This window comes from Streptomyces sp. NPDC051913 (assembly GCF_044593635.1).
Lineage (GTDB): Bacteria > Actinomycetota > Actinomycetes > Streptomycetales > Streptomycetaceae > Streptomyces.
In genome coordinates this window covers 215,927-237,457 of sequence record NZ_JBIUCI010000001.1, presented here as the reverse complement: position 1 = coordinate 237,457, position 21,531 = coordinate 215,927, and the positions used below count along the sequence as shown (strand labels likewise).

The window sequence follows — 21,531 nt, the reverse complement described above, 5'->3', positions numbered from 1 at the left end:
GTGTGCGGACGGCCGCGCGGAAAATCGACGGCGGGGCGGATGACGATGGACGAGGGCGGGCGAGGGTCATGGACGTGATGCCACTGCTGTTGCTGGTGGCGGGGAGCGCCGCGATCGCCGCGGCGGCCCGGCGCACCCCGGTGCCGGCGCCGCTGCTGCTGGTCGCCGCCGGGCTGGTCTTCTCGTACGTCCCAGGGGTCCCTGAATACACGCTCGACCCGGATGTGGTCCTGCCTTTGGTCCTGCCCCCGCTGCTGCACTCGGCGGCCACCGACAGCTCGTACCTCGACCTGCGGGCACAACTGCGGCCGGTGGCGTTGCTGTCCGTCGGGTACGTGCTGTTCGCGACCCTCGTGGTGGGCTGGGCCGCGTACCGGATCGTGCCGGGCCTGTCGCTGACCGGGGCGCTCGTACTTGGCGCGGTGGTGGCGCCGCCGGACGCGGTCGCGGCGACGGCGGTGGCCCGCCGGGTCGGACTGCCCTCCCGGATCACCACGATCCTCCAGGGCGAGTCCCTGGTGAACGACGCGACCGCGATCACCGCCTACCGGGTCGCCCTCGCGGCGGCGGTCGGCGAGGGCGCGTCCTGGGTGGGCGGCATCGGCGAGTTCCTGCTCGCGGCGATCGGCGGTGTGGTGGTCGGCCTGGTCCTGATGGTGCCGATCCACTGGCTGCGCACCCACCTGAAGGAGCCCCTCCTCCAGAACACCCTCTCCCTCCTGATCCCCTTCGTCGCGTACGCGGCCGCCGAGCAGTTCCACGCCTCCGGGGTCCTCGCGGTCGTCGTGGTGGCGCTCTTCCTCGGACACCGCGCGTGGGAGGTCGACTTCGCGACGCGCCTCCAGGAGGACGCCGTGTGGAAAATGGTTGCCTTCGTTCTCGAATCGTCGGTGTTCGCGCTGATCGGACTCCAGTTGCCGGTCGTCCTCAAGGGCCTTGGGGAGTACGAGGGGGTCAGCGCCGCCTGGTACGCGCTCGCCGTCTTCCTCGTGGTCGTCGCCTCCCGGTTCATCTGGGTCTATCCGGCGACGTTCCTCCCGCGCGCCCTGTCCGCGCGGATCAGGGAACGCGAGGAGAACCCCACCTGGAAGGCCCCGTTCGTGATCGCCTGGGCCGGCATGCGCGGCGTGGTCTCTCTGGCCATCGCCTTCTCCATCCCCGAGCAGCTGGACGGCGGTGAGCCCTTCCCCGGCCGCAACCTGATCCTCTTCCTCACCTTCACGACCGTCATCGGCACGCTCGTGGTCCAGGGCGTCACCCTGCCCCCGCTCATCCGCCTCCTCAAGCTCCCCGGCCGTGACGCCCAGGCCGAGACCCTCGCCGAGGCCAACGCCCAGGCGCAGGCCTCCCGGGCCGCCGAACGCCGCCTGGACGAGCTGCTGTCCGACGAACGCAACGCTCTCCCGCCCCCGCTCGCCGACCGCCTCCGCACCGTCCTGGAGCGCCGCCGCAACGCCGTCTGGGAGCGTCTCGGCGCGGTCAACCCGGTGACCGGCGAAACCGTCGACGACACCTACCGCCGCCTCTCCCGCGAAATGATCAGCGCCGAGCGCACGGTCTTCGTGAAACTCCGGGACGGCCGCTACATCGACGACGAGATGCTGCGCACCTTGCTGCGCCGGCTGGACCTGGAGGAGGCGGCGGCTTACCGGGAGGCGGAGTGAGCCGGAGGCGACGGCCGGGTCAGTCCGCGAACGGGGCCCCGGTGATCACCGCGGCCACCCGGGCACCGGGCGGGAACGCCCCTTCCCCGGCCAGGGTGACAAGTCCGTACAGCAACTTGGCGACATAGAGACGTTCCACCGCCACTCCGTGCCGGTCCTCGAAGTCCTTCGCGAAGGCGTCGAGTTCGGGGGTCGTGCGGGCGTAGCCGCCGAAGTGGAAGCGGTCGTCGAGGGACCAGTCACCGCGGGGTTCCCCGAAGGCGGCCTCCTGGAGGCCCCGTATGTCGGCGGTCAGGAAACCCCCCTTGAGCACCGGTATTCCCAGGGCCCGCTGCCCCGCCCCCAGTCCCGCCGCCAGCCCCGCGAACGTGCCTCCGGTGCCGCACGCGACCGCGACCACCTCCGCCCGGTCCCGCAGCTCCTCGCCGAGCGCCCGACACCCTCGTACCGCGAGGGTGTTGCTGCCGCCCTCGGGGACGACGTACGCGTCCTCCGCCCCCGCCGAGCGCAGGATCTCCCCGAGCGCCGGCGGCTCGCCTTTGCGGCGGTACGTCGATCTGTCGACGAAGTGCAGACGCATGCCGTCGGACACGCAGCGGGCCAGGGACGGGTTGAGGGGCCGGTCCGCCAGTTCGTCGCCGCGTACGACCCCCACCGTCGGGAGGCCGAGCAGACGGCCGGCGGCGGCTGTGGCGCGGAGGTGGTTGGAGTAGGCGCCGCCGAAGGTCAGGAGGGGGCGGCCGGCCGCGGCGGCCAGGTTCGGGGCCAGCTTGCGCCACTTGTTGCCGACCAGGTCCGGGTGGATCAGGTCGTCGCGCTTGAGGAGCAGGCGGACGCCGTGGCGGGACCAGCGGTCGTCCTCGATCTCCCGCAGCGGCGACGGGAGCCGAGGGCGCAGAGAGGCGAGGTCGAGGCCGGTCACACCCCCATTGTCACCGGAGGCGGTCTGCGATGCGCTCCCGCATCGACGCCATGGTGAAACCGCGGGGATCCACCTTGCCGGGCTGCCACTCCAGGTGGCCGATGACCGACCGCTCCGTCCAGCCGTGGTGGCGGCAGATCGCGGCGGCCACCCGTTCGATCGCCTCCAGCTGGGCGTCCGGCCAGGGGTCGTGGCCGTCGCCGAGGTTCTCGCACTCGAAGCCGTAGAAGTGACGGTTGCCGTCGGTGTTCGCCTCGTTGTCCGGCGGGAGGCGCTTCTCGGCGATCACCGCGCGGAGGACGTCGTCGTCGCCGAGGCCGGCGTGGTTGGCGCGGCCGTAGCCGACCAGGTGGACCCGGCCGTCCTTGGTGATGACGCCGTGGCAGAGCGGGCCGGGGAGCTCCGCGTAGCCGTCGCGGCAGAGTTCGACCGTGTGTTCGCTGCCCTGCGTGACCGTGTGGTGGATCATCACCCCGTGCACCGGACCCCACGGGCCCTTGTGGTTGCGGTTGTGATGTCTCCAGTCGCCGACCTCTACGACGGTGACGCCCTCGTCCCTCAGGGCGTCCAGGAAATCCGCCGCGGACATGGGTGGGGCCATGGCCGCCTCCTTCACCTGCGCGGCGACGGCCGCCTGCCGCGGACGTCTCGTCACGGTGCTTGTACCGAAAGCGGACGGCCGGGACTCCTTGTTCGTACGGCGTGCGAGCCGTTTCGGACAAAGGCCGTGGAGTCGACCGGAAAAGTACGCATGTGCGAGAGCTGCATCAATGCCCAGCAATCGAAGATCCAGTCCCCCTCTTTCGGGTAATACCACCGCCACGCTCCGTGAGGAAGGCTTGCGCGTACAGATGCCCCGGCGCAGACCGGCGCCCGGGCATGTACGGGAGGGCGTTTCTCATATGTCGGTAGGCGAAGAGGTCCGTGCGGAGCAGGGCCGTCCGCAGCAGAGTCTCGGTACGGCAGCCGCGCGGAACCTGGCCACCACGACCAAGTCCGCACCCCAGATGCAGGAGATCAGCTCCCGCTGGCTGCTGCGCACGCTGCCATGGGTGAACGTCCAGGGTGGTACGTACCGCGTCAACCGCCGACTGACCTACGCCGTGGGGGACGGCCGGGTCACCTTCGTCAAGACGGGCGACCGCGTCGAGGTCATCCCGGCCGAGCTGGGCGAACTGCCGGCACTCAGGTCGTACGAGGACGAGGAGGTGCTCGGCGAACTCGCCCGGCGCTGCCAGCAGCGTGAGTTCGCGCCGGGCGACGTGATCGCCTCCTTCGGCAGCCAGGCCGACGAGGTCTATCTGCTGGCGCACGGCAAGGTGGAGAAGATCGGCACGGGCCCCTACGGCGACGACGCCGTGCTCGGAGTCCTCGCCGACGGCGCCTACTTCGGCGACCAGGCCCTGCTCGACCCCGACGCCATCTGGGAGTACACCGCCCGCGCGGTCACCGCCTGCACGGTGCTGGTCCTGGCGCGGGGCGATGTCGACCAGGTCGCCGAGCGCACCGACACCCTGCGCGAGCACCTCCAGGAGCTGCGCTCGATCCCGGAGCAGAGCACCAACAAATACGGCGAGAAGGAGATCGCGCTCGCGGCGGGCCACAGCGGTGAGCCGGACATCCCGCACACCTTCGTCGACTACGAGGCCCGGCCGCGCGAGTACGAACTGAGCGTCGCCCAGACCGTCCTGCGCATCCACTCCCGCGTCGCCGACCTCTACAACCAGCCGATGAACCAGACCGAGCACCAGCTCCGGCTGACCGTCGAGGCGTTGAAGGAACGCCAGGAGCACGAGCTGGTCAACAACCGTGAGTTCGGACTGCTCCACAACTGCGAGTACGACCAGCGCCTCCAGCCGCACGACGGTGTGCCCAGCCCCGACGACCTGGACGAACTCCTCAGCCGGCGGCGCGGCACCAAGCTGCTGCTCGCCCATCCGCGCGCGATCTCCGCGATCGGGCGTGAGTTCAACAAGCGCGGACTCGTCCCCGAGACCATCGACGTCGGCGGCAACCGCATCCCGACCTGGCGCGGGATCCCGATCTACCCGTGCAACAAGATCCCGGTCACCGAGGCCCGTACGACCTCGATCATCGCCATGCGTACCGGTGAGGCCGAGCAGGGCGTCATCGGACTCCAGCAGGCCGGCATCCCGGACGAGATCGAGCCGAGCCTGTCCGTCAGGTTCATGGGCATCAACGAACAGGCGATCATCAAGTACCTCGTGACCGCCTACTACTCCGCGGCGGTCCTCGTACCGGACGCGCTCGGCGTCCTGGAGAACGTCGAGATCGGCCGCTGGCGCTGACCCCGCTCCACTGCTGGACCTCGCGGAGTACGTGACACGGCGCGGCGGACTCAGGCGTCCGACCCCAGACCCCGGAACCCCCGGGGCCGCGCGGCTCCTGACCCCGCACGGCCCCGAGGGGCTCCGGTCCGGCGGGTCCCGCACATCCCCACGGCGTGCGGGCCCCGCCCCTTCGGCGCGCCCGCCACACCCTCCCCGATAGAGTCAACGGCCGGACGATCTCGGCCAGTTGAGAAAAAGGGGCGGACCATGGGTGGGGCGATACGGGCGGCGGGCCAGGACGACCGCGATCTGGTCGTACGGCTGCTGGACAGGGCCTTCCAGAACGACCCCGTCAGCCGCTGGGTCTTCCCGGGCGAGGAGTACCGCCGCGCCACCCACCACAAGCTCATGGCGGCCTTCACCGACATCGTGCTGGCCGACGGCCGCATCGACATCGCCGAGGACGGCGCGGCCTGCGCGCTGTGGCTCCCGATGCCGGCCGAGGCGCACGGCGAGGGCGGTGACATGGAAGGCGAGGGTGACGACGGCCCCGCCCGGATGCGCGCGAGCATCGACCCCGCCAACGAGCGGATCGAGCTGATCGCCCGGCTCACGGAGGACATCCACCCCGTCGGCCGCGCCCACGAGTACCTCTGGATGATCGGCGTGAGCCCCGACCGCCAGGGTGAGGGCCTCGGTACCGCCCTCATCGGCTCCGTCCTCGACCGCTGCGACCGTGAAGGGCTGCCCGCCTACCTGGAGGCCAGCAGCGCCCGCAGCCGCGTCCTCTACGAACGCCTCGGCTTCGCCCTCCAGAACCGCCCACTGGACCTCCCCGACGGCCCCCGGATGTGGCCGATGTGGCGCGAACCCCGCCCCTGACCGAGCGGCCGTCACCCCTCACCCCTCCGGTACCACCGTCTCCACGATCCGTTCCACCAGGCCCTCCGGTACCCCCACCCCCGGCAGTACCCCCTCCAGTACGCCGGGCAGGGTCAGATGTTCCAGGAGCAGGCCGAGCATCGCGAGATAGAGGACGGTGACCGTCTCGTCGCCGCCGGGCAGCCCCGCGGCGCGGTGGAACTCCATGCCCTGCTCCAGGTCGGCGCGTACCGAGCGGGTGTAGGACTGCCGGAGGTCGGGGCGGCGGGTGGCCTCCAGGCGCATCTCCAGGAGGGCCAGATAGCCGGTGCGGTCGGCGGTCGCGCGGGACATCAGGTCATGCATGAACGCCGTCACCAGCGCCCGGTCCTTCGGTCTCGCCAGCAGCCCGGCGAGCACCTCGGGATCGGGCGCCAGCCGCACATGCAGCCGCGCGTCGATCTGCCGCAGCAGCTCGTCGCGCCCGGTGAAGTAGTTGGAGGCCGTGCCCACCGGCACCCCGGCCTCGGCGTCCACCGCGCGGAACGTCAGCCCCCGCGCCCCCTCCCGGGCGAGCACCGTGACCCCGGCGTCGACCAGCGCCGCCCGCCGCTCCGGATTGCCGGCCATGCGGAATCACCTCTCCTCTTTCCAGTACTTCCACCCACGCACGGAAAAACCCTTGCAACCACTACAAGTGAAGTACTACAAATGAAGCACTACATCTGGAGTGGTTCTCACGACAGAGCGCAGCCTACGAAAAGAGACCAGCTTGCGAAAGCTCACGTACTTCGTCGCCTGTTCGATCGACGGCTTCATCGGCGACGAGAGCGGCGACGCCTCCTTCATGTACCCGTTCGTCGACGAGGAGTTCATCGCGTTCCTCACCGCCGAGTACCCGGAGACCATGGCCGCCCACGGCCGCAGGGCCCTCGGCGTCCACGACCTGCCGCCCAGGCGGTTCGACACCGTCATCCAGGGCCGCGGCAGCTACGACGTCGGCCTGAAGGAGGGCTTCACCAGCCCGTACGACCATCTGCGCCAGTACGTCGCCTCCCGCACCCTCACCGAGTCGCCCGACCCGCACGTCGAGATCGTCGCCGCCGACCCGCTCGGAAAGGTCCGCGAACTCAAGGCGGAGGAAGGCGAGCTGGGGATCTACCTCTGCGGCGGCGCACAGCTCGCCGGCCAACTGCGCGACGAGATCGACGAGCTCGTCATCAAGACCTACCCGGTCGCCCTCGGCACCGGCATGCCGATGTTCGCCGCCGGCTTCTCGGTCGCCGAGTTCGCCCTCGACGAGGTCCGCGTTTTCAAGAACGGCGTCGTCGTGCGCGCGTACAGCAGGAAGCGCTGACGCCCGGGCCGCCCTACCCTGAAGGCATGGGCAGCGAAGAACGCGTCTGTCCCGTCTGCGGACAGCCTGTCGAAACAGTCGTCCACCGTCACAAGACGCTGGGCGCGTGGGTCCCGGTCTGGTTGGCAGGGCCCTGTCGCAATCCGGACTGCGCGGCGTACGCCGAGGAGGGCATCGAGCCCGACGACGAGCGGGCGAGGAGGGCGGCGGGGAAGGCGGCAGGGAAGTCCGCCGGCCAGGTCGGCGGAGGATCCGCCGGAACGAACTCCTGAACCCGTGTCGTGAAACTGTCGAGAACCCCGGCCCGGCTCCGACGTCCCCGATGAGAAGCCGCCCACGGAAGGCGCGGCCGGAGCCGAGGGAGCGGACCCATGAAGTACCTGATGATGGTGCAGGGCACGCAGCAGGACTACGAGGCCATGCGCGGCAAGGCCTCCGAGAACTCTCCCGCCTGGAACGAGGGCGAGATCCAGGCGATGTACGCCCACATGTCCGCGATCAACGACGACCTCGCCGAGACCGGTGAGTTCATCGACGCACAGGGCCTGGCCGAGCCCGCGAAGATCCGTCACGTCACGCTCGGCGCGGACGGCAAGGCCGTGATCACCGACGGGCCGTACAGCGAGACCAAGGAGCTGATGGCCGGCTACTGGGTGCTGGACTGCGCGAGCCTGGAGCGGGTCACCGAGATCGCCGACCGGGTCACCCGCTGCCCGCAGCCCGAGGGCGCGCCCGTCTACGCGGTGGTGATCCGTCCCATCCTGGACGGCGCCGGCGACATCTGAGCCCCGTGCGAGGGACGACCGAGGTCGAGGACCTGCTGCGCCTGCACGCGCCGCAGGTCCTCGGCGCGCTGATCAGGCGGTACGGCCGTTTCGACGCCGCCGAGGACGCCGTACAGGAAGCGCTGCTCGCCGCGGCCGGGCAGTGGCCCGCGGCCGGGATCCCGGACAACCCGCGCGGCTGGCTGATCCGGGTGGCCTCGCGGCGGCTCGTGGACGTGCTGCGGGCGGAGGACGCCCGGCGGGCGCGGGAGGAGCGGGCGGCGGCGCTCGGCGAGCGGCTGGCATCCGGCCCGGACCGGGCACCGCGCGAGGACGACACCCTCACCCTGCTCTTCCTGTGCTGCCACCCCGACCTGCCCCAGCCCGCCCAGATCGCCCTCACCCTGCGCGCGGTCGGCGGCCTCACGACGGCCGAGATCGCCCGCGCGTACCTGGTGCCCGAGGCGACCATGGCGCAGCGGATCAGCCGCGCCAAGCAGAAGGTGCGGGGCGTGTCCTTCGGGCGGCCGGACCACTGGGAGGCACGGCTGCCGGCCGTCCTGCAGACCCTGTATCTGATCTTCAACGAGGGCTATACGGCGACCTCCGGACCGGCCCTGCAACGCCGTGACCTCGCCGGTGAGGCCGTCCGGCTGACCCGCGCGGTCCACCGGCTGCTCCCCGGCACCGGCGAGGTGACCGGGCTGCTGGCCCTGATGCTGCTCACCGACGCCCGCCGCGAGGCCCGCACCGACCCGGACGGCGACCTCGTGCCCCTCGACGAACAGGACCGTGAGCGCTGGGACAAGGCCGCGATCGAGGAGGGCGTCGCCCTGATCACCGCGGCCCTCGCGCACGGCCCGGCCGGCCCCTACCAACTGCGCGCGGCCATCGCCGCCGTCCACGACGAGGCGCCGTCCGCGGACACCACCGACTGGCGGGAGATCCTCGGCCTCTACGACCTCCTGGTCCGCCTCGTCCCCGGCCCCGTCGAACGCCTCAACCGCACGGTCGCCGTCGCCATGGTCCACGGGCCGGCGGCGGGCCTCGCGGAACTGGACGCGCTGGAGGGCGGGTTGGGGCATCGCCGGGACGCCGTACGGGCGCACCTGCTGGAGCGCGCCGGGTCGTACGACGAGGCCCGCGCCGCCTACGAGTCGGCCGCCGCGCAGACCCTGAGCCTGCCCGAGCAGCGGTATCTGCGGAGGCGGGCCGCCCGGCTGAGGCCGTAGCGTGGCGGCATGTCCCAACGCATCGTGCACCTCACCGAACGCTCCCTCTGGGAGGAAGCCCGCGCCCGGGGAACGTACGAGATGTCGACCCGTGGCAAGACCCTTCAGCAGGAGGGCTTCATCCACTGCTCGACCCGCGCCCAGCTCCCCAAGGTCGCGGCCTTCCTGTACGGCTCCTACGACGGTCCCGACGAACTGGTGCTGCTGGTCATCGATCCCGACCGGCTCGGAGTTCCCCTGAAGTGGGAGGCCCCGGAGCCCGGAGCCGACGAGTTCCCGCACATCTATGGGCCGCTCGCGGTGGACGCCGTGGTCGACGTGGAGCCGTGGGAGGTCACCCCGCGCTAGGCAGCCCGCCGGTCTCGGGGTCCCGGCCGGTCAGGCAGTACGTGCCGCCGGCCGGGTCGCGCAGCACCGTCCAGTGCCGGCCGTGGGCGACGGTCTCGGCGCCCAGCTTCTCGTGCCGCAGCCGAGTCGCCTCGATGTCGGCGCAGGCCAGGTCCAAGTGGGCGGAGACGGGGCGGTCCTCGCCGAGGCGCTGGAGGAGGATACGGACCGGGAGACCGGGTGGTGGCGCGAGGACGTGGAACTCGGGGAGGGAACCGGCGCGGGACCGCCACTCGGGCAACAGGGCGGTCCAGAAAGCCACTTCGGTGTCGTAGGCCGAAGGCGCGAGGTCCAGGCAGACCTGGTCGAGGCGGGAGCCGTCGACCACGGGCGGGCGGACGGACTCGCCGTGCCAGGGCACCACGCAGAACAACTGCCCGGCGGGGGACCGCAGTACGGACCACCCCTCGTGCTCGGCGGCCGTCGACGCCCCGAGCCGGAGCGCCGAGCGCACGAACTCCGGTACGCCGTCCACGCAGAAGTCCAGGTGCGCCCCACCCGCGCCCGAGTCGACGCCCTGCACCTTGACGCACGGGTCGGCGCCGGACGGCATCAGGGTCACGAACTCGCCCCGGAACGGGGAGAGTCGCGTGTCCGTGACCGTCGTCCAGAACTCATGGGCGCGGGCGACGAGTTCGGCGGGGCGGTCGATGAAGGCGTACGTCCAGCGGATGCTCATGCCGGGGATCGTAGGTCAGGGGGCCTGCATGAACCGCAGCATATTTCCGGCGGGGTCACGGAACGCGCAGTCGCGCACGCCGTACGGCATGTCCGTCGGCTCCTGGAGCACCTCGGCGCCGGACTCCTGGACGCGGGCGAAGAGGGCGTCGCAGTCGGCGGTGGTGAAGTTGACCCCGCGCAGCACGCCCTTGGCCAGCAGCTGCTCCATCACGTCCCGGTCGGCGGGGGAGAGGTCGGGGTTGGCGGCCGGCGGCTCCAGGACGATCGACACGTCCGGTTGCAGCGGTGACCCGACGGTCGTCCAGCGCATCCCCTCGTACTTGACGTCGTTGCGGACCTCAAGGCCCAGGACGTCGCAGTAGAAGGCGATCGCCTTGTCGTGGTCGTCGACGGCGATGAAACAGGTGTGGAGTCTCAGGTCCATGGGGCCAACCTATGGCCGACACCGTCCTCACGCCCGTCTCGGCCGGGTGTACGCCCGCACCACACAGGGCGGGATCTCCGCGCTCTCCTCGTGCGACCGGGCCCGGTAGGAGCTCGGTGTCTCGCCCACGAGCTCGGTGAAACGGGAGCTGAACGAGCCGAGGGACGTACAGCCGACGGCCATGCACACCTCGGTGACGGTGAGGTCACCGCGGCGCAGCAGCATCTTCGCGCGCTCGACGCGGCGGGTCATGAGATAGCCGTACGGGGTCTCTCCGTAGGCGTCCTTGAAGCTGCGCTGGAAGTGGCCCGGGGACATCAGCGCGGTGCCCGCGAGGGCCGCCATGTCGAGCGGCTCGGTGTACTCGCGGTCCATACGGTCACGGGCCTTGCGCAGTCGCACCAGATCCTCACGGTTCACCCGGCCAGCATCGCACGGTCGTGCGGGCGCGGTCAGCTCACTTCAGGTACACCAGGCCGTCCGTCGTCACCGTCGGACGGCCACTGGTGGCGGCGACCACGATCTTGACGGTGTGCTTGCCACTGCTCGACCAGGTCTTCGCCCAGATCGCGTTCCGGTACGAGGTCGTCGTCGACCTCAGATCGACGGTGGCGACCTTCGTGCCGTCCACGTAGACGTACGCCTGCCCCGAGGCCGAGGTCCGCGAGACCACCCAGGCCGCCGAACGGCCGGTGAACGTCCAGCTGAGCGAGGAGTTCCTGGTCCTGCTGGTGTACGACTTGCCGCCCAGGTAGCTGTACGAGGACTTGGCGCTCCAGGTGCCGGACCTGGTCGCCGAGGTCTCCTGGAGGATCACCGGGGTGCCGCTGACCGAGGCCGTGGCGGTGTTGCCGGCCTGGTCGTAGGCCTTCAGCGACCAGGTGGTGGCCGTACCGGACCTGGCGTTCTGGAGGGTGCTGGTCGTCGTGGGGCCGTAGGTCGCGGTGGCCGGGGCGGTCAGTCTGACCTCCTTCAGCGCGGCCGAGTCCGTGGCCTTCCACTTCAGGGTGAGGGGGACGGCCGTGGCGCTCACCGTGCCGGTGCGAAGGGCGGGGGCGGGCTTGCTGGAGAACGTGGGCGCGGTGGTCTCCGCGACGACCGTGGCCGTCGCGGAAGTGGTCGACCTGCCGGACTGGTGGACGGCCCGTACGGCGACCTTGTGCGTCCCCACGGCCAGCGTGACCTTGGCCGAGGTGGCGGTGCCGGCGGTGGTGGCGGCCACCTCGCCGTCGACCAGCACCTCGTACCGGGAGACGAAGGCGGCCGGGCTGGTGATCGACCAGTTCAGGGTGACCGAGGCATTGGTGTACGCCGTCGAGCCGACCGTGCCCGAACCGGTGACCGACTTCAGGGCGAGGCCGGTGACCGGGCCCGCGGCCCAGGAGCGGATCGTCGGCAGCTCGGCGTAGAAGGCGGTGCCGGGGCACTCGGTGTTGAAGCCGTCGCGGTGGCCGATGATCGTCGGGAACTCCAGCCGGGTGCCCAGCGCCCAGGTCTTGCCCGAGAAGTTCCCCCCGGTCGCGCCGGCCGTCAGCGTGGTCGTGCCGTTCGGGTCGACGCCGTACAGGCCCAGCTTCCACGCGGCGATCCGGGCGACGGAGGTCATCGCCGCCGTGCTCGGGGCGGTGTCCGTGTAGGTGCCGAGGACGGAGACGCCGGCCGTCTGCGTGTTGAAGCCGTAGGTGTGCGCGCCCAGCACCGGCTGGTCGACGCCTCCCTTGCGGCCCTCGTAGACGGTGCCGCACTTGTCGACCAGGAAGTTGTAGCCGATGTCCCTCCAGCCCAGTGTCTTCACGTGGTACGCGTAGATGCCGCGGACGACGGCCGGGGCCTCGGCGCACGTGTAGGCGTTGGAGCCGACGGTGTGATGGACCGTCACCGCCTTGATCCTGCCGCTCGGCAGATACTCCGGCTCCTGCGGGCTGATCGACTCGTCGGCGCCCCAGCCGGCCCGGGAGGTGATCGCGGGCCGCGGGACCGTGGACGCCGGGGCGCCGGCCGACGCGGTGGGCGTCGCCGAGGCCGAACCGGCGGCCGGGGCGGCGGGTGACGGCGTGGCCGTGCCCGGCGAGGAGCCGTTCGTCGGGGTGGCGGCGGTCGACGACGCGGTGGCGTCCGGTTCCACGTCGGAGCCGGTGGCGGAGCCGGGGTCGATCATGTCGAGGCGCAGGCCCGCGGGCAGCTTGGCGGAGGCCTTGCCGTCCACGCGTACCTCGACGCCGTCGGAGGGCCCGACCCAGGCCGGTTCCGTACCGCCGCGCGTGGCTCCGTCCTCGCCCGGCCCGTTGTCGGTGTCCAGCGTCAGCCACTGGGACCAGGTGCCGGTCCTCGCGTCCCGGGCGCGGGCCTCGATCCTCGCGGCCACGCGCGCGGACGGGTCCGACCAGCTGAGGCCGAGCAGGCTGAAGTCCGCGGTGTCCCGCTGGGCGAGCCGGGCCGAGGTGCCGTCGGCGGCCACGGTCAGCTCGGCCGCGCGGTCGGTGCTTCTGACGGGCCGTGACTTGCCGTCGTCCGCGGCGCTGTCCGACGAATCACCGGGCACGCCCTGGACGACCAGTGCCCCGGTCACCGTCGCCGCCGTCAGCGCGGCCGCACACCACCAACGACGTCTCATCGCGACGCGCACACCTTTCGCAGCAGTGTTCCCAGGGACATCACAGGTGTGACGCCAAGGGAAAGGTATGCGGAACGTAAACGATCAAAAGGCCATAGAACCGGATGAACACGCCCGGTTACGCACGACGGCGGCGCAGTGATCTGCATCACTGCGCCGCCGTACGGCGAGACTTGGCGAGGCTCAGGCCTTCTTGGTCTCCCAGAAGATCTTGTCGATCTGGGCGATGTAGTCCAGCGCCTTCTGGCCGGTGGCCGGGTCGGTGGACGCCTTGGCGGCCGAGAGGGCCTTCAGGGTGTCGTTGACCAGCTGGTGCAGCTCCGGGTACTTCTCGAAGTGCGGGGGCTTGAAGTAGTCGCTCCACAGCACCGACACGTGGTGCTTCGCGAGCTCGGCGCGCTGCTCCTTGATGACGGTGGCGCGAGCCTGGAAGTGCGGGTCGTCGTTGGCGGCAATCTTTTCCTGGACGGCCTTCACCGACTCCGCCTCGATGCGGGCCTGGGCCGGGTCGTACACGCCGCAGGGCAGGTCGCAGTGGGCGCTGACCTTGACCTTGGGGGCAAACAGGCGGGAAAGCATGGAGCATTCCTTCCTCGTGATCGTCTTCTCAGGTGGGACATTACTCCCTGCGAGACGGGTTTTCGCGAGTGCCCCCATGGGCTTAGGACAAAAGTCCGGGGTCAGACTGAGACTGGTGGATGAACGTACCGGGGAGGTGCCGGGGATGCCGGAGCTGTCGCAGGAGACCGAACACGGAGCGCCGCTCCCGCCCTTCGGGTGGGTGGAGGTGACCGGACCGTCGATGGTGCCCACGCTCTATCACGGGGACCAGCTCCTGATCCGCTACACGGGCCGGGTCCGGTCCGGCGACATCGTCGTGCTGCGTCATCCCCTCCAGCAGAACCTGCTCGTGGTGAAGCGGGCGGCGGAGCGTCGGCCGGGGGGCTGGTGGGTGCTGGCCGACAACCCGCTGGGCGCGACCTCCGACAGCAATGACTTCGGCGTCGTGCCCGACGACCTGATCCTCGGCAAGGTCCGCTTCCGCTACCGCCCGCCGGAGGCAGGCCGGCGCTCGCCGCTCGCGCTGGCCCGCTGGGTGCTGTCGGCGGCCAGGCCCGTCTTCTCCGACCGGTCCGCCTCCAGGCGCTTGCGGGCGCGGTAGGCGGCCACGTTGGCGCGGGTCGCACAGCGGTCGGAGCAGTAGCGCCGGGAGCGGTTCGTGGAGGTGTCGAGGTAGGCGTTGCGGCAGGGCGCTGCCTCGCACAGGCCGAGGCGGTCCACGCCGTACTCGGTGAGGTGGAAGGCGAGCCCCATCGCGGCGATGGCCGCGTAGCCGGCGGTCACGTTGGACGGGTGGTCGGCCAGGTGCATGTGCCACAACGGGCGGCCGTTGTCGTCCCGGTGGTCGTGCCCGGAGATCTGCGGGCTGACCGGGAACTCCAGCAGGAGCGCGTTGAGCAGGTTGACCGCCAGGCTCTCGTCGCCGGAGTCGGCGGCCTCGAAGACCGCGCGCAGCCGGCCGCGGACCGAGCGGAAGCGGGTGACATCGGAGTCGGTGGCCCGCCGGGCCGCCTCCTGGCTGCCGCCGAACAGCTCGCGGATGGCCTCGACCGAGGTCAGCGTGTCCTTGCCCCGGGCCGGGTCCTCGCTGTTGACGAGCCGCACGGCGTAATCCGAGTAATAGGCCAGTTCCACTTGTAGTCCTTACGAGGGTGAACTAGGGTCGGTAACAGCTGATCGTGCTTCCAGGGTATTACGTATGCACAGGAAGAGGGGGATCCCTTGACGACCGGAACCGGAACCCACACCGACTGGCAGGCCTGGCAGGAGAGCTGGGACCGGCAGCAGGAGTGGTACATGCCCGACCGCGAGGAACGCTTCCGGATCATGCTCGACATGGTCGAGGCCCTCGTCGGACCCCGCCCGCGCGTGCTGGACCTGGCCTGCGGCACGGGAAGTATCACGGCCAGGCTGCTCGCCCGGTTCCCGGAGGCCACCAGCACCGGCGTCGACCTCGACCCGGCGCTCCTCGCCATCGCCGAGGGCACCTTCGCGGGCGACGACCGGGTCACCTTCGTGACCGCCGACCTCAAGGACCCGCACTGGCCGGCGAAGCTGCCGTACGACGCGTACGACGCGGTCCTGACCGCCACGGCCCTGCACTGGCTGCACAGCGAACCCCTCGCGGCCCTCTACGGTCAGGTCGCGGAACTCGTCCGCGACGGCGGTGTCTTCATGAACGCGGACCACATGATCGACGAGACGACGCCCCGGATCAACGCGGCCGAGCGCGCCCAGCGTCACGCCCGCATGGATCAGGCCAAGGCGGACGGCGCCCTCGACTGGGCCGAGTGGTGGGAGGTCGCCGCCCAGGACCCGGTCCTCGCCGGCCCGACCGCCCGCCGCTTCGAGATCTACGGCGAGCACGCCGACGGCGAGATGCCCTCCGCCGCCTGGCACGCGCGCGTGCTGCGGGAGCGGGGCTTCGGGGAGGCCCGGCCGGTGTGGGCCTCGCCGTCGGACACGCTGCTGCTCGCGGTCAAGTGACCATATGACGAAGGGGCGGTACGGGAATCCGTACCGCCCCTTCGTCGTCGTACGACCCGCTACAGGACCTTCGACAGGAACGCCTGCGTCCGCTCGTGCTGCGGGTTGGTCAGGACCTCGCGGGGGTTGCCGGACTCGACCACCACACCGCCGTCCATGAAGACCAGGCTGTCGCCGACCTCGCGGGCGAAGCCCATCTCGTGGGTGACGACGACCATCGTCATGCCCGACTCGGCGAGGTCGCGCATGACGTCGAGGACATCACCGACCAGCTCCGGGTCGAGGGCCGAGGTCGGCTCGTCGAACAGCATCAGCTTCGGGTCCATGGCGAGGGCCCGGGCGATCGCGACGCGCTGCTGCTGGCCGCCGGAGAGCTGCGAGGGGTAGTTCTTCGCCTTGTCGGCGAGGCCCACCTTCTCCAGGAGCTCGCCCGCCCGCTCCCTGGCCTGGGCCCGGCTCGCGCCCTTGACCTGGATCGGGGCCTCCATGACGTTCTCCAGCGCCGTCATGTGCGGGAACAGGTTGAACCGCTGGAACACCATGCCGATGTCCCGGCGCTGGAGCGCGACCTCGCTGTCCTTGAGCTCGTAGAGCTTGTCGCCCTTCTGGCGGTAGCCGACGAGCTGGCCGTCGACGTACAGCCGACCGGCGTTGATCTTCTCCAGGTGGTTGATGCACCGGAGGAACGTGCTCTTGCCGGAACCGGAGGGGCCGATGAGGCAGAACACCTCGCCCTGCTTGACCTCCAGGTCGATGCCCTTGAGGACTTGCACCGGGCCGAAGGACTTGTGCACGCCCTCGGACTTCACCATGGCGGTCATGCCGTGTTACCCCTCTCGCGGCTGAAGGCCATCATGTTGACCTTGATCTTCTGCCACGGTGTGGGCGGCAGGTTCCGGGACGAGCCGCGGGCGAAGCGCCGCTCCAGGTAGAACTGGAAGACGCTGAACACGCTGGTCATGACCAGGTACCAGATGCACGCCACGAACAGCATCTCCATGACGGCGTACGACGTGGAGCCGATCGTCGACGTGGCGCGCAGGAGTTCGTTGTACGTCACCGCGTACACCAGCGACGAGGTCTTGAGCATGTTGATGAACTCGTTGCCGGTCGGCGGCACGATCACCCGCATCGCCTGCGGGATCACGATCCGGCGCAGCGTCTTGGCGTGGCTCATGCCGAGCGCGTGCGAGGCCTCGGTCTGGCCCTCGTCGACGGCCAGCAGACCGGCGCGGCAGATCTCCGCCATGTACGCGGCCTCGTTCAGACCCAGGCCGAGGAGCGCGGCCATGAACGGGGTCATGACGTCGACCATCTCGTCCTTGTAGATCGGACCGAGATTCAGCATGGGGAAGATCAGCGCCAGGTTGAACCAGAGCAGGAGCTGGACGTAGACCGGGGTCCCGCGGAAGAACCAGATGTAGACCCAGGCCACCCAGCTCGTCACCGGGTTCTTGGAGAGCCGCATGACGGCCAGGATCACGCCCAGGACCACGCCCATGATCATCGCGAGCACGCTGATCAGCAGGGTGCGGCCGGCACCCTGGAGGACCGTCTTGTCGAAGACGTAGTCGCCGACCGCGGACCACTGGATCTTGTCGGCCGTGGCGAAGGCGTTGACCAGCAGGCCGACGAGCGCCAGCACGACGACCGCGCTGACGTAGCGGCCCCAGTGGCGCACCGGGACGGCCTTGATCGCCTCGGGGGCGACGGAGGCGGTGGAGGCCTCCTTGGACACCGGCGGCGTCGCGTCCGCCGGCTCCTTCTCGAACTTGTCAGTCACCGTGACTGCCCTTCAGTGGTGCTGAGGTCCGTCACTTGCCGCCGTTGATCACGGCCTTGTCGATGGCGCCGGACTGGGCACCCCACTTGTCGAGGATCTTCTTGTACGTGCCGTCCTCGATGATCGCGTTGACGGCCGCCTCCAGCGCGGAGGTGAGCTCCTTGTTGTCCTTGTTCACGGCGATGCCGAACGGACCGGCGTCGACCTGCTCGCCGACGACCTCGAAGGCGTTGCCGCCGTCGGCCTTGCGGGCCAGGTCCACCGCGACCGGGTAGTCGTTGACACCGGCGACGGCGCCGCCCGACTTCACACGGGTCTGGGCCTCGGTGTCGTTCTCGAACGACTCGATGTTGATCTTCTTCTTGCCGTCCTTGGTGCAGGCCTTGGACTGCGCCTGGAGGGCGGCCTCGTACGTCGTGCCGCGCTGCACGGCGGCGGTCTGGCCGCAGAGGTCCTCGATGGACTTGATGCCCTTCGGGTTGCCCTTGGCGACGTAGACGGCGGTGCCGGCCTTGAAGTAGTCGACGAAGTCGACACCCGGACCGAGCTTCTTGCCCTTGTCGTCCAGGCCCTCCTGACGCTGCTTGGTGTCCGTCATGGAGGACATCGCGAGGTCGTAGCGGCCCGAGTTCAGGGCGGTGATCAGGCCGTCGAAGGAACCGGAGGTGAACTTGAACTCCACGCCCAGCTGCTCGCCCAGGGCGTTGGCGATGTCGATGTCGACACCGACGATCTTGCCGCCCTCCTGGTACTCCATGGGCGCGTACTCGGCGTTGGTTCCGGCCTTGATGACGCCGGCCTTCTGGATGTCCGCGGGCAGCTTGTCGAAGAGCGGCGCCTTGCTGGAGGACGCGCTCTCCTTCGAGCCGCTGTCGTTGCCGCTGTCCGTCTGGTCACCGCAGCCGGTGAGAATCAGGGCGCCTGCGACCGCGATCGAGCCGACCGCTGCGAGCCGGGAGCGGGCGGCGGTCGTACGACGGGTGGAGCTTGCGGTCATGGTGGGTTCCTCCGGCGGATGGGTGGAGTTGCCGATGGGGCGGGCTTCTGCCGATGGGGTCGGCAGGGGCCTTGGTTTCCTAGGTCGACGAGAGCACACGCCTTCGAGTGCCGCGACCTCGTGTGATTACGGCATCTTGCCATTCGGACTGCGCCATTCAGGGGGCCAGCCATGTCAAAATCGGATAACGGGTTACCCCCGAACCGCATCAGGTCGGACATCATGACGGCACCTCTTGCGGGAATCCATCCTTCCGGCCGAAGGATCTCCGGCGCATCTCACGATGTGAGCGCCAACCTCCCGGCGTGAACCGCGGCTCGACTCGCTGTCAAGAGGGTGTCGAGCGTGTGTCCACATATTTGTTCATGATTCATGTCACCGATATGTGATGTGCGCGGTCCGTCATGTGACCTTGCACGTATTGGACTCGTCGCAGGTGCCGTCCGTCCGGTAAGAAGGTTCTTTACACCCCTCATCCGGGGCTCAGGGCGCGTGTGCGGCGCGCCCGTCGTGTACGGCCCGTACGCATCACCGACACAGGGCCGTACGCGGTGCCCGCCCACTTCTCAACCAGGAGTGGCCACCCTCAAACCATGAATATCTAAGGGGTAGAACAAGTGGCAGCGGAGATCGTCAATCCTCGCAGCGACAGCGATACGGGCCAGGACGGAGGGGCGGAGCCCCTCGATTCCTTCGACCCCGCGTTCGCGCTGCACCGCGGCGGCAAGATGGCAGTGCAGGCCACCGTGCCGATCCGTGACAAGGACGACCTGTCCCTCGCGTACACGCCCGGCGTGGCGAAGGTGTGCAGCGCCATCGCCGAGCAGCCCGAGCTCGTCCACGACTACACGTGGAAGTCGTCCGTCGTCGCCGTCGTGACCGACGGCACGGCGGTCCTCGGACTCGGTGACATCGGGCCCGAGGCCTCCCTTCCGGTCATGGAAGGCAAGGCCATCCTCTTCAAGCAGTTCGGCGGCGTGGACGCGGTGCCGATCGCGCTGGACTGCACGGACGTCGACGAGATCGTCGAGACCGTGGTCCGCCTCGCTCCCTCCTTCGGCGGGGTCAACCTGGAGGACATCTCGGCGCCGCGGTGCTTCGAGATCGAGAAGCGCCTCCAGGAGCGCCTCGACATCCCGATCTTCCACGACGACCAGCACGGCACGGCCGTCGTCACGCTGGCGGCGCTGCGCAACGCGGCGCGGCTGAGCGGGCGGGAGATCGGGCAGCTCCGCGCGGTCATCTCGGGCGCTGGCGCGGCCGGTGTCGCGATCGCCAAGATGCTGGTCGAGGCCGGCATCGGGGATGTGGCGCTGGCCGACCGCAAGGGCGTCATCTCGGCGGGTCGTGCGGACCTGACGGACGTCAAGCGCGAGGTCGCCTCCTTCACCAACAAGGCCGGGCTGACCGGTTCCCTCGAGGACGCCCTCGCCGGCGCCGACGTCTTCATCGGCGTCTCCGGCGGCACGGTGGCCGAGGAGGCGGTGGCGTCGATGGCCGAGGGCGCGTTCGTCTTCGCCATGGCCAACCCGAACCCCGAGGTGCACCCCGACGTCGCGCACAAGTACGCGGCGGTCGTGGCCACGGGTCGTTCCGACTTCCCGAACCAGATCAACAACGTCCTCGCGTTCCCCGGCATCTTCGCCGGCGCGCTCCAGGTGCGGGCCTCCCGGATCACCGAGGGCATGAAGATCGCGGCGGCGGAGGCACTGGCGTCGGTGGTCGGCGACGACCTCGCCGCGGACTACGTCATCCCGTCCCCGTTCGACGAGCGGGTCGCTCCGGCGGTCACCGCGGCGGTCGCCGCCGCGGCTCGCGCGGAGGGCGTGGCGCGCCGCTGAGGCGGGTGAATGTGCGGGTGACCCCGTTCGGCTCAATGCCGGGCGGGGTCACTTCTTTACTCGGGGGCGGGGCCGTTCGGGTGGTGGTGAGGGCGATGGCAAGAGGGTGTGTGTCACAGCGCCCCACGGTTCCGTCGGGACGCCGCGGACCCTATCGTCACCTTCATGTTCGCCGCCTACGCCGCCCGCATCGACCGTGACCAGCCGCTGACCGGCCTTGAGTTGGGAGAGCGCCCGGCTCCCGAGGCCCGCTCGGGGTGGAGTGTCATCGACGTCAAGGCCGCCTCCCTCAACCATCACGACCTCTGGTCCCTGAAGGGCGTCGGCCTGTCCGAGGACAAGCTGCCGATGATCCTCGGGTGTGACGCCGCCGGTGTCGACGCGGACGGCAACGAGGTCGTCCTGCACTCGGTGATCGGCCAGAGCGGCCATGGCGTCGGTCCCAAGGAGCCGCGCTCCATCCTCACCGAGCGCTACCAGGGCACGTTCGCCGAGCAGGTCGCCGTGCCGACCTGGAACGTGCTGCCCAAGCCCAAGGAGCTCTCCTTCGCGGAGGCCGCCTGTCTGCCCACGGCCTGGCTGACGGCGTACCGGATGCTCTTCACCAACGCCGGTGTGCGGCCCGGTGACTCGGTCCTCGTCCAGGGCGCCGGCGGCGGGGTCGCCACGGCCGCGATCGTGCTCGGCAAGGCGGCCGGCCTGCGGGTCTTCGCCACCAGCCGTGACGAGGCCAAGCGCAAGCGGGCGCTGGAGCTGGGCGCCGTGGAGGCGGTGGAGTCCGGGGCGCGGCTGCCGCAGCGCGTGGACGCCGTCATCGAGACGGTCGGCGCCGCCACCTGGTCCCACTCGGTGAAGTCCCTGAAGCCGGGCGGCACGCTCGTCATCTCCGGCGCGACCAGCGGCGACCGCCCCTCGCACGCCGAACTGACCCGGATCTTCTTCCTCGAACTCAAGGTCGTCGGCTCCACGATGGGCACCAAGGACGAGCTGGAGGACCTGCTGTCCTTCTGTGCCGCGACGGGGGTCCGTCCGGTCATCGACGAGGAACTCCCGCTGGACCGGGCCCGGGAGGGCTTCGAGCGGCTGGCCTCGGGGGAGCAGTTCGGGAAGATCGTGCTGACGAACGCCTGAGTTCGCGGGAGACGGTGGAGGCGGGTCCGGTCGGC

At 70.2% G+C, this 21,531-nt stretch carries 24 protein-coding genes; 12 read left to right on the top strand and 12 right to left on the bottom strand.

The features are described from left to right. Positions 1-68 precede the first annotated feature (68 nt). Positions 69-1,664: a Na+/H+ antiporter gene (locus tag ACIHIX_RS01060; RefSeq protein ID WP_399948403.1), complete on the top strand. Its 1,596-nt coding sequence runs from the start codon at positions 69-71 to the stop codon at positions 1,662-1,664. Positions 1,665-1,683: 19 nt separating this feature from the next. On the opposite strand, the gene ACIHIX_RS01055 is transcribed toward ACIHIX_RS01060, so the two are convergent. Beyond that, positions 1,684-2,586: a 1-aminocyclopropane-1-carboxylate deaminase/D-cysteine desulfhydrase gene (locus tag ACIHIX_RS01055; RefSeq protein ID WP_399948401.1), complete on the bottom strand. Its 903-nt coding sequence runs from the start codon at positions 2,584-2,586 to the stop codon at positions 1,684-1,686. A 10-nt stretch (positions 2,587-2,596) separates the two neighbouring features. Then, the gene (locus ACIHIX_RS01050; protein ID WP_399949994.1) at positions 2,597-3,187 is read right to left on the bottom strand and encodes an N-acetylmuramoyl-L-alanine amidase; all 591 of its coding nucleotides are present in this window, start codon (positions 3,185-3,187) and stop codon (positions 2,597-2,599) included. Between the two features lie 301 nt (positions 3,188-3,488). On the opposite strand from ACIHIX_RS01050, the gene ACIHIX_RS01045 reads away from it, so the two are divergent. Together ACIHIX_RS01045 and ACIHIX_RS01040 are read left to right on the top strand one after the other, a co-directional pair. Further along, positions 3,489-4,895 carry a family 2B encapsulin nanocompartment shell protein gene (locus ACIHIX_RS01045; RefSeq protein ID WP_399948399.1) on the top strand — a complete coding sequence of 469 codons (1,407 nt, stop codon included), beginning with the start codon at positions 3,489-3,491 and terminating at the stop codon, positions 4,893-4,895. 249 nt (positions 4,896-5,144) lie between these two features. Continuing rightward, complete coding sequence (locus tag ACIHIX_RS01040) at positions 5,145-5,759, top strand: GNAT family N-acetyltransferase (protein ID WP_399948397.1); 615 nt, start codon at positions 5,145-5,147, stop codon at positions 5,757-5,759. Between the two features lie 18 nt (positions 5,760-5,777). Here the strand turns inward: ACIHIX_RS01040 and ACIHIX_RS01035 are convergent, their stop codons facing one another. Continuing rightward, positions 5,778-6,368: a TetR/AcrR family transcriptional regulator gene (locus tag ACIHIX_RS01035; RefSeq protein ID WP_399948395.1), complete on the bottom strand. Its 591-nt coding sequence runs from the start codon at positions 6,366-6,368 to the stop codon at positions 5,778-5,780. 142 nt (positions 6,369-6,510) lie between these two features. On the opposite strand from ACIHIX_RS01035, the gene ACIHIX_RS01030 reads away from it, so the two are divergent. The 5 genes from ACIHIX_RS01030 (at position 6,511) to ACIHIX_RS01010 (ending at position 9,439) form a co-directional block, all read left to right on the top strand. Further along, the gene (locus ACIHIX_RS01030) at positions 6,511-7,095 is read left to right on the top strand and encodes a dihydrofolate reductase family protein (RefSeq protein ID WP_399948393.1); all 585 of its coding nucleotides are present in this window, start codon (positions 6,511-6,513) and stop codon (positions 7,093-7,095) included. A 26-nt stretch (positions 7,096-7,121) separates the two neighbouring features. Next, positions 7,122-7,367: a hypothetical protein gene (locus ACIHIX_RS01025; RefSeq protein ID WP_399948391.1), complete on the top strand. Its 246-nt coding sequence runs from the start codon at positions 7,122-7,124 to the stop codon at positions 7,365-7,367. Positions 7,368-7,466: 99 nt separating this feature from the next. Next, positions 7,467-7,880: a YciI family protein gene (locus tag ACIHIX_RS01020; protein ID WP_399948389.1), complete on the top strand. Its 414-nt coding sequence runs from the start codon at positions 7,467-7,469 to the stop codon at positions 7,878-7,880. A 5-nt stretch (positions 7,881-7,885) separates the two neighbouring features. After that, positions 7,886-9,091 (top strand): RNA polymerase sigma factor, encoded by a 1,206-nt coding sequence (locus ACIHIX_RS01015; RefSeq protein WP_399948387.1) that lies wholly within the window; start codon positions 7,886-7,888, stop codon positions 9,089-9,091. 9 nt (positions 9,092-9,100) lie between these two features. Continuing rightward, positions 9,101-9,439 carry a DUF952 domain-containing protein gene (locus ACIHIX_RS01010; RefSeq protein WP_399948385.1) on the top strand — a complete coding sequence of 113 codons (339 nt, stop codon included), beginning with the start codon at positions 9,101-9,103 and terminating at the stop codon, positions 9,437-9,439. Here the strand turns inward: ACIHIX_RS01010 and ACIHIX_RS01005 are convergent. From ACIHIX_RS01005 to sodN, 5 genes are all read right to left on the bottom strand, one after another. Beyond that, positions 9,426-10,157, bottom strand: a complete 732-nt coding sequence (locus tag ACIHIX_RS01005) for a VOC family protein (RefSeq protein WP_399948383.1) — start codon at positions 10,155-10,157, stop codon at positions 9,426-9,428. The two genes, ACIHIX_RS01010 and ACIHIX_RS01005, sit on opposite strands and share 14 nt — an antisense overlap. A gap of 15 nt (positions 10,158-10,172) precedes the next feature. Further along, positions 10,173-10,583 (bottom strand): VOC family protein, encoded by a 411-nt coding sequence (locus ACIHIX_RS01000; RefSeq protein WP_399948382.1) that lies wholly within the window; start codon positions 10,581-10,583, stop codon positions 10,173-10,175. A 27-nt stretch (positions 10,584-10,610) separates the two neighbouring features. Next, positions 10,611-11,003 carry a helix-turn-helix transcriptional regulator gene (locus ACIHIX_RS00995; protein ID WP_329334842.1) on the bottom strand — a complete coding sequence of 131 codons (393 nt, stop codon included), beginning with the start codon at positions 11,001-11,003 and terminating at the stop codon, positions 10,611-10,613. Between the two features lie 37 nt (positions 11,004-11,040). Then, entirely contained in the window at positions 11,041-13,197 is a 2,157-nt protein-coding gene (locus ACIHIX_RS00990; protein ID WP_399948381.1) for an N-acetylmuramoyl-L-alanine amidase, read from the bottom strand. A 183-nt stretch (positions 13,198-13,380) separates the two neighbouring features. After that, entirely contained in the window at positions 13,381-13,776 is a 396-nt protein-coding gene (gene sodN, locus ACIHIX_RS00985; protein WP_059192389.1) for a superoxide dismutase, Ni, read from the bottom strand. Between the two features lie 145 nt (positions 13,777-13,921). Here sodN and sodX point away from each other — a divergent pair, with 145 nt between their 5' ends. Further along, positions 13,922-14,359 carry a nickel-type superoxide dismutase maturation protease gene (gene sodX, locus ACIHIX_RS00980; RefSeq protein WP_399949991.1) on the top strand — a complete coding sequence of 146 codons (438 nt, stop codon included), beginning with the start codon at positions 13,922-13,924 and terminating at the stop codon, positions 14,357-14,359. Here the strand turns inward: sodX and ACIHIX_RS00975 are convergent. Continuing rightward, the gene (locus ACIHIX_RS00975; protein ID WP_399948380.1) at positions 14,242-14,892 is read right to left on the bottom strand and encodes a CGNR zinc finger domain-containing protein; all 651 of its coding nucleotides are present in this window, start codon (positions 14,890-14,892) and stop codon (positions 14,242-14,244) included. The two genes, sodX and ACIHIX_RS00975, sit on opposite strands and share 118 nt — an antisense overlap. Positions 14,893-14,979: 87 nt before the next feature. On the opposite strand from ACIHIX_RS00975, the gene ACIHIX_RS00970 reads away from it, so the two are divergent. After that, positions 14,980-15,744: a class I SAM-dependent methyltransferase gene (locus ACIHIX_RS00970; protein ID WP_399948378.1), complete on the top strand. Its 765-nt coding sequence runs from the start codon at positions 14,980-14,982 to the stop codon at positions 15,742-15,744. A 59-nt stretch (positions 15,745-15,803) separates the two neighbouring features. Here the strand turns inward: ACIHIX_RS00970 and ACIHIX_RS00965 are convergent, their stop codons facing one another. The 3 genes from ACIHIX_RS00965 to ACIHIX_RS00955 are packed head-to-tail and all read right to left on the bottom strand — an operon-like array spanning position 15,804 to position 18,524. After that, positions 15,804-16,565, bottom strand: a complete 762-nt coding sequence (locus ACIHIX_RS00965; protein ID WP_399948376.1) for an amino acid ABC transporter ATP-binding protein — start codon at positions 16,563-16,565, stop codon at positions 15,804-15,806. Then, positions 16,562-17,527 carry an amino acid ABC transporter permease gene (locus tag ACIHIX_RS00960; protein WP_399948374.1) on the bottom strand — a complete coding sequence of 322 codons (966 nt, stop codon included), beginning with the start codon at positions 17,525-17,527 and terminating at the stop codon, positions 16,562-16,564. The genes ACIHIX_RS00965 and ACIHIX_RS00960 overlap by 4 nt, the downstream gene beginning before the upstream one ends. 31 nt (positions 17,528-17,558) lie before the next feature. Then, positions 17,559-18,524 carry an ABC transporter substrate-binding protein gene (locus ACIHIX_RS00955; protein ID WP_399948372.1) on the bottom strand — a complete coding sequence of 322 codons (966 nt, stop codon included), beginning with the start codon at positions 18,522-18,524 and terminating at the stop codon, positions 17,559-17,561. 617 nt (positions 18,525-19,141) lie between these two features. On the opposite strand from ACIHIX_RS00955, the gene ACIHIX_RS00950 reads away from it, so the two are divergent. Then, entirely contained in the window at positions 19,142-20,365 is a 1,224-nt protein-coding gene (locus ACIHIX_RS00950; protein ID WP_399948370.1) for an NADP-dependent malic enzyme, read from the top strand. A gap of 165 nt (positions 20,366-20,530) precedes the next feature. Beyond that, positions 20,531-21,496 carry a zinc-binding dehydrogenase gene (locus ACIHIX_RS00945; RefSeq protein ID WP_399948368.1) on the top strand — a complete coding sequence of 322 codons (966 nt, stop codon included), beginning with the start codon at positions 20,531-20,533 and terminating at the stop codon, positions 21,494-21,496. The last annotated feature ends 35 nt before the right edge of the window (positions 21,497-21,531 follow it).

Bases quoted from the DNA above. Each gene is read 5' to 3' on its own strand.
- ACIHIX_RS01060 (WP_399948403.1), top strand. From the start codon at position 69: ATGGACGTGATGCCACTGCTGTTGCTGGTGGCGGGGAGCGCCGCGATC.
- ACIHIX_RS01050 (WP_399949994.1), bottom strand. From the start codon at position 3,187: ATGGCCCCACCCATGTCCGCGGCGGATTTCCTGGACGCCCTGAGGGAC.
- ACIHIX_RS01045 (WP_399948399.1), top strand. From the start codon at position 3,489: ATGTCGGTAGGCGAAGAGGTCCGTGCGGAGCAGGGCCGTCCGCAGCAG.
- ACIHIX_RS01040 (WP_399948397.1), top strand. From the start codon at position 5,145: ATGGGTGGGGCGATACGGGCGGCGGGCCAGGACGACCGCGATCTGGTC.
- ACIHIX_RS01035 (WP_399948395.1), bottom strand. From the start codon at position 6,368: ATGGCCGGCAATCCGGAGCGGCGGGCGGCGCTGGTCGACGCCGGGGTC.
- ACIHIX_RS01025 (WP_399948391.1), top strand. From the start codon at position 7,122: ATGGGCAGCGAAGAACGCGTCTGTCCCGTCTGCGGACAGCCTGTCGAA.
- ACIHIX_RS01020 (WP_399948389.1), top strand. From the start codon at position 7,467: ATGAAGTACCTGATGATGGTGCAGGGCACGCAGCAGGACTACGAGGCC.
- ACIHIX_RS01010 (WP_399948385.1), top strand. From the start codon at position 9,101: ATGTCCCAACGCATCGTGCACCTCACCGAACGCTCCCTCTGGGAGGAA.
- ACIHIX_RS01005 (WP_399948383.1), bottom strand. From the start codon at position 10,157: ATGAGCATCCGCTGGACGTACGCCTTCATCGACCGCCCCGCCGAACTC.
- ACIHIX_RS01000 (WP_399948382.1), bottom strand. From the start codon at position 10,583: ATGGACCTGAGACTCCACACCTGTTTCATCGCCGTCGACGACCACGAC.
- ACIHIX_RS00990 (WP_399948381.1), bottom strand. From the start codon at position 13,197: ATGAGACGTCGTTGGTGGTGTGCGGCCGCGCTGACGGCGGCGACGGTG.
- sodN (WP_059192389.1), bottom strand. From the start codon at position 13,776: ATGCTTTCCCGCCTGTTTGCCCCCAAGGTCAAGGTCAGCGCCCACTGC.
- sodX (WP_399949991.1), top strand. From the start codon at position 13,922: ATGCCGGAGCTGTCGCAGGAGACCGAACACGGAGCGCCGCTCCCGCCC.
- ACIHIX_RS00965 (WP_399948376.1), bottom strand. From the start codon at position 16,565: ATGACCGCCATGGTGAAGTCCGAGGGCGTGCACAAGTCCTTCGGCCCG.
- ACIHIX_RS00955 (WP_399948372.1), bottom strand. From the start codon at position 18,524: ATGACCGCAAGCTCCACCCGTCGTACGACCGCCGCCCGCTCCCGGCTC.
- ACIHIX_RS00945 (WP_399948368.1), top strand. From the start codon at position 20,531: ATGTTCGCCGCCTACGCCGCCCGCATCGACCGTGACCAGCCGCTGACC.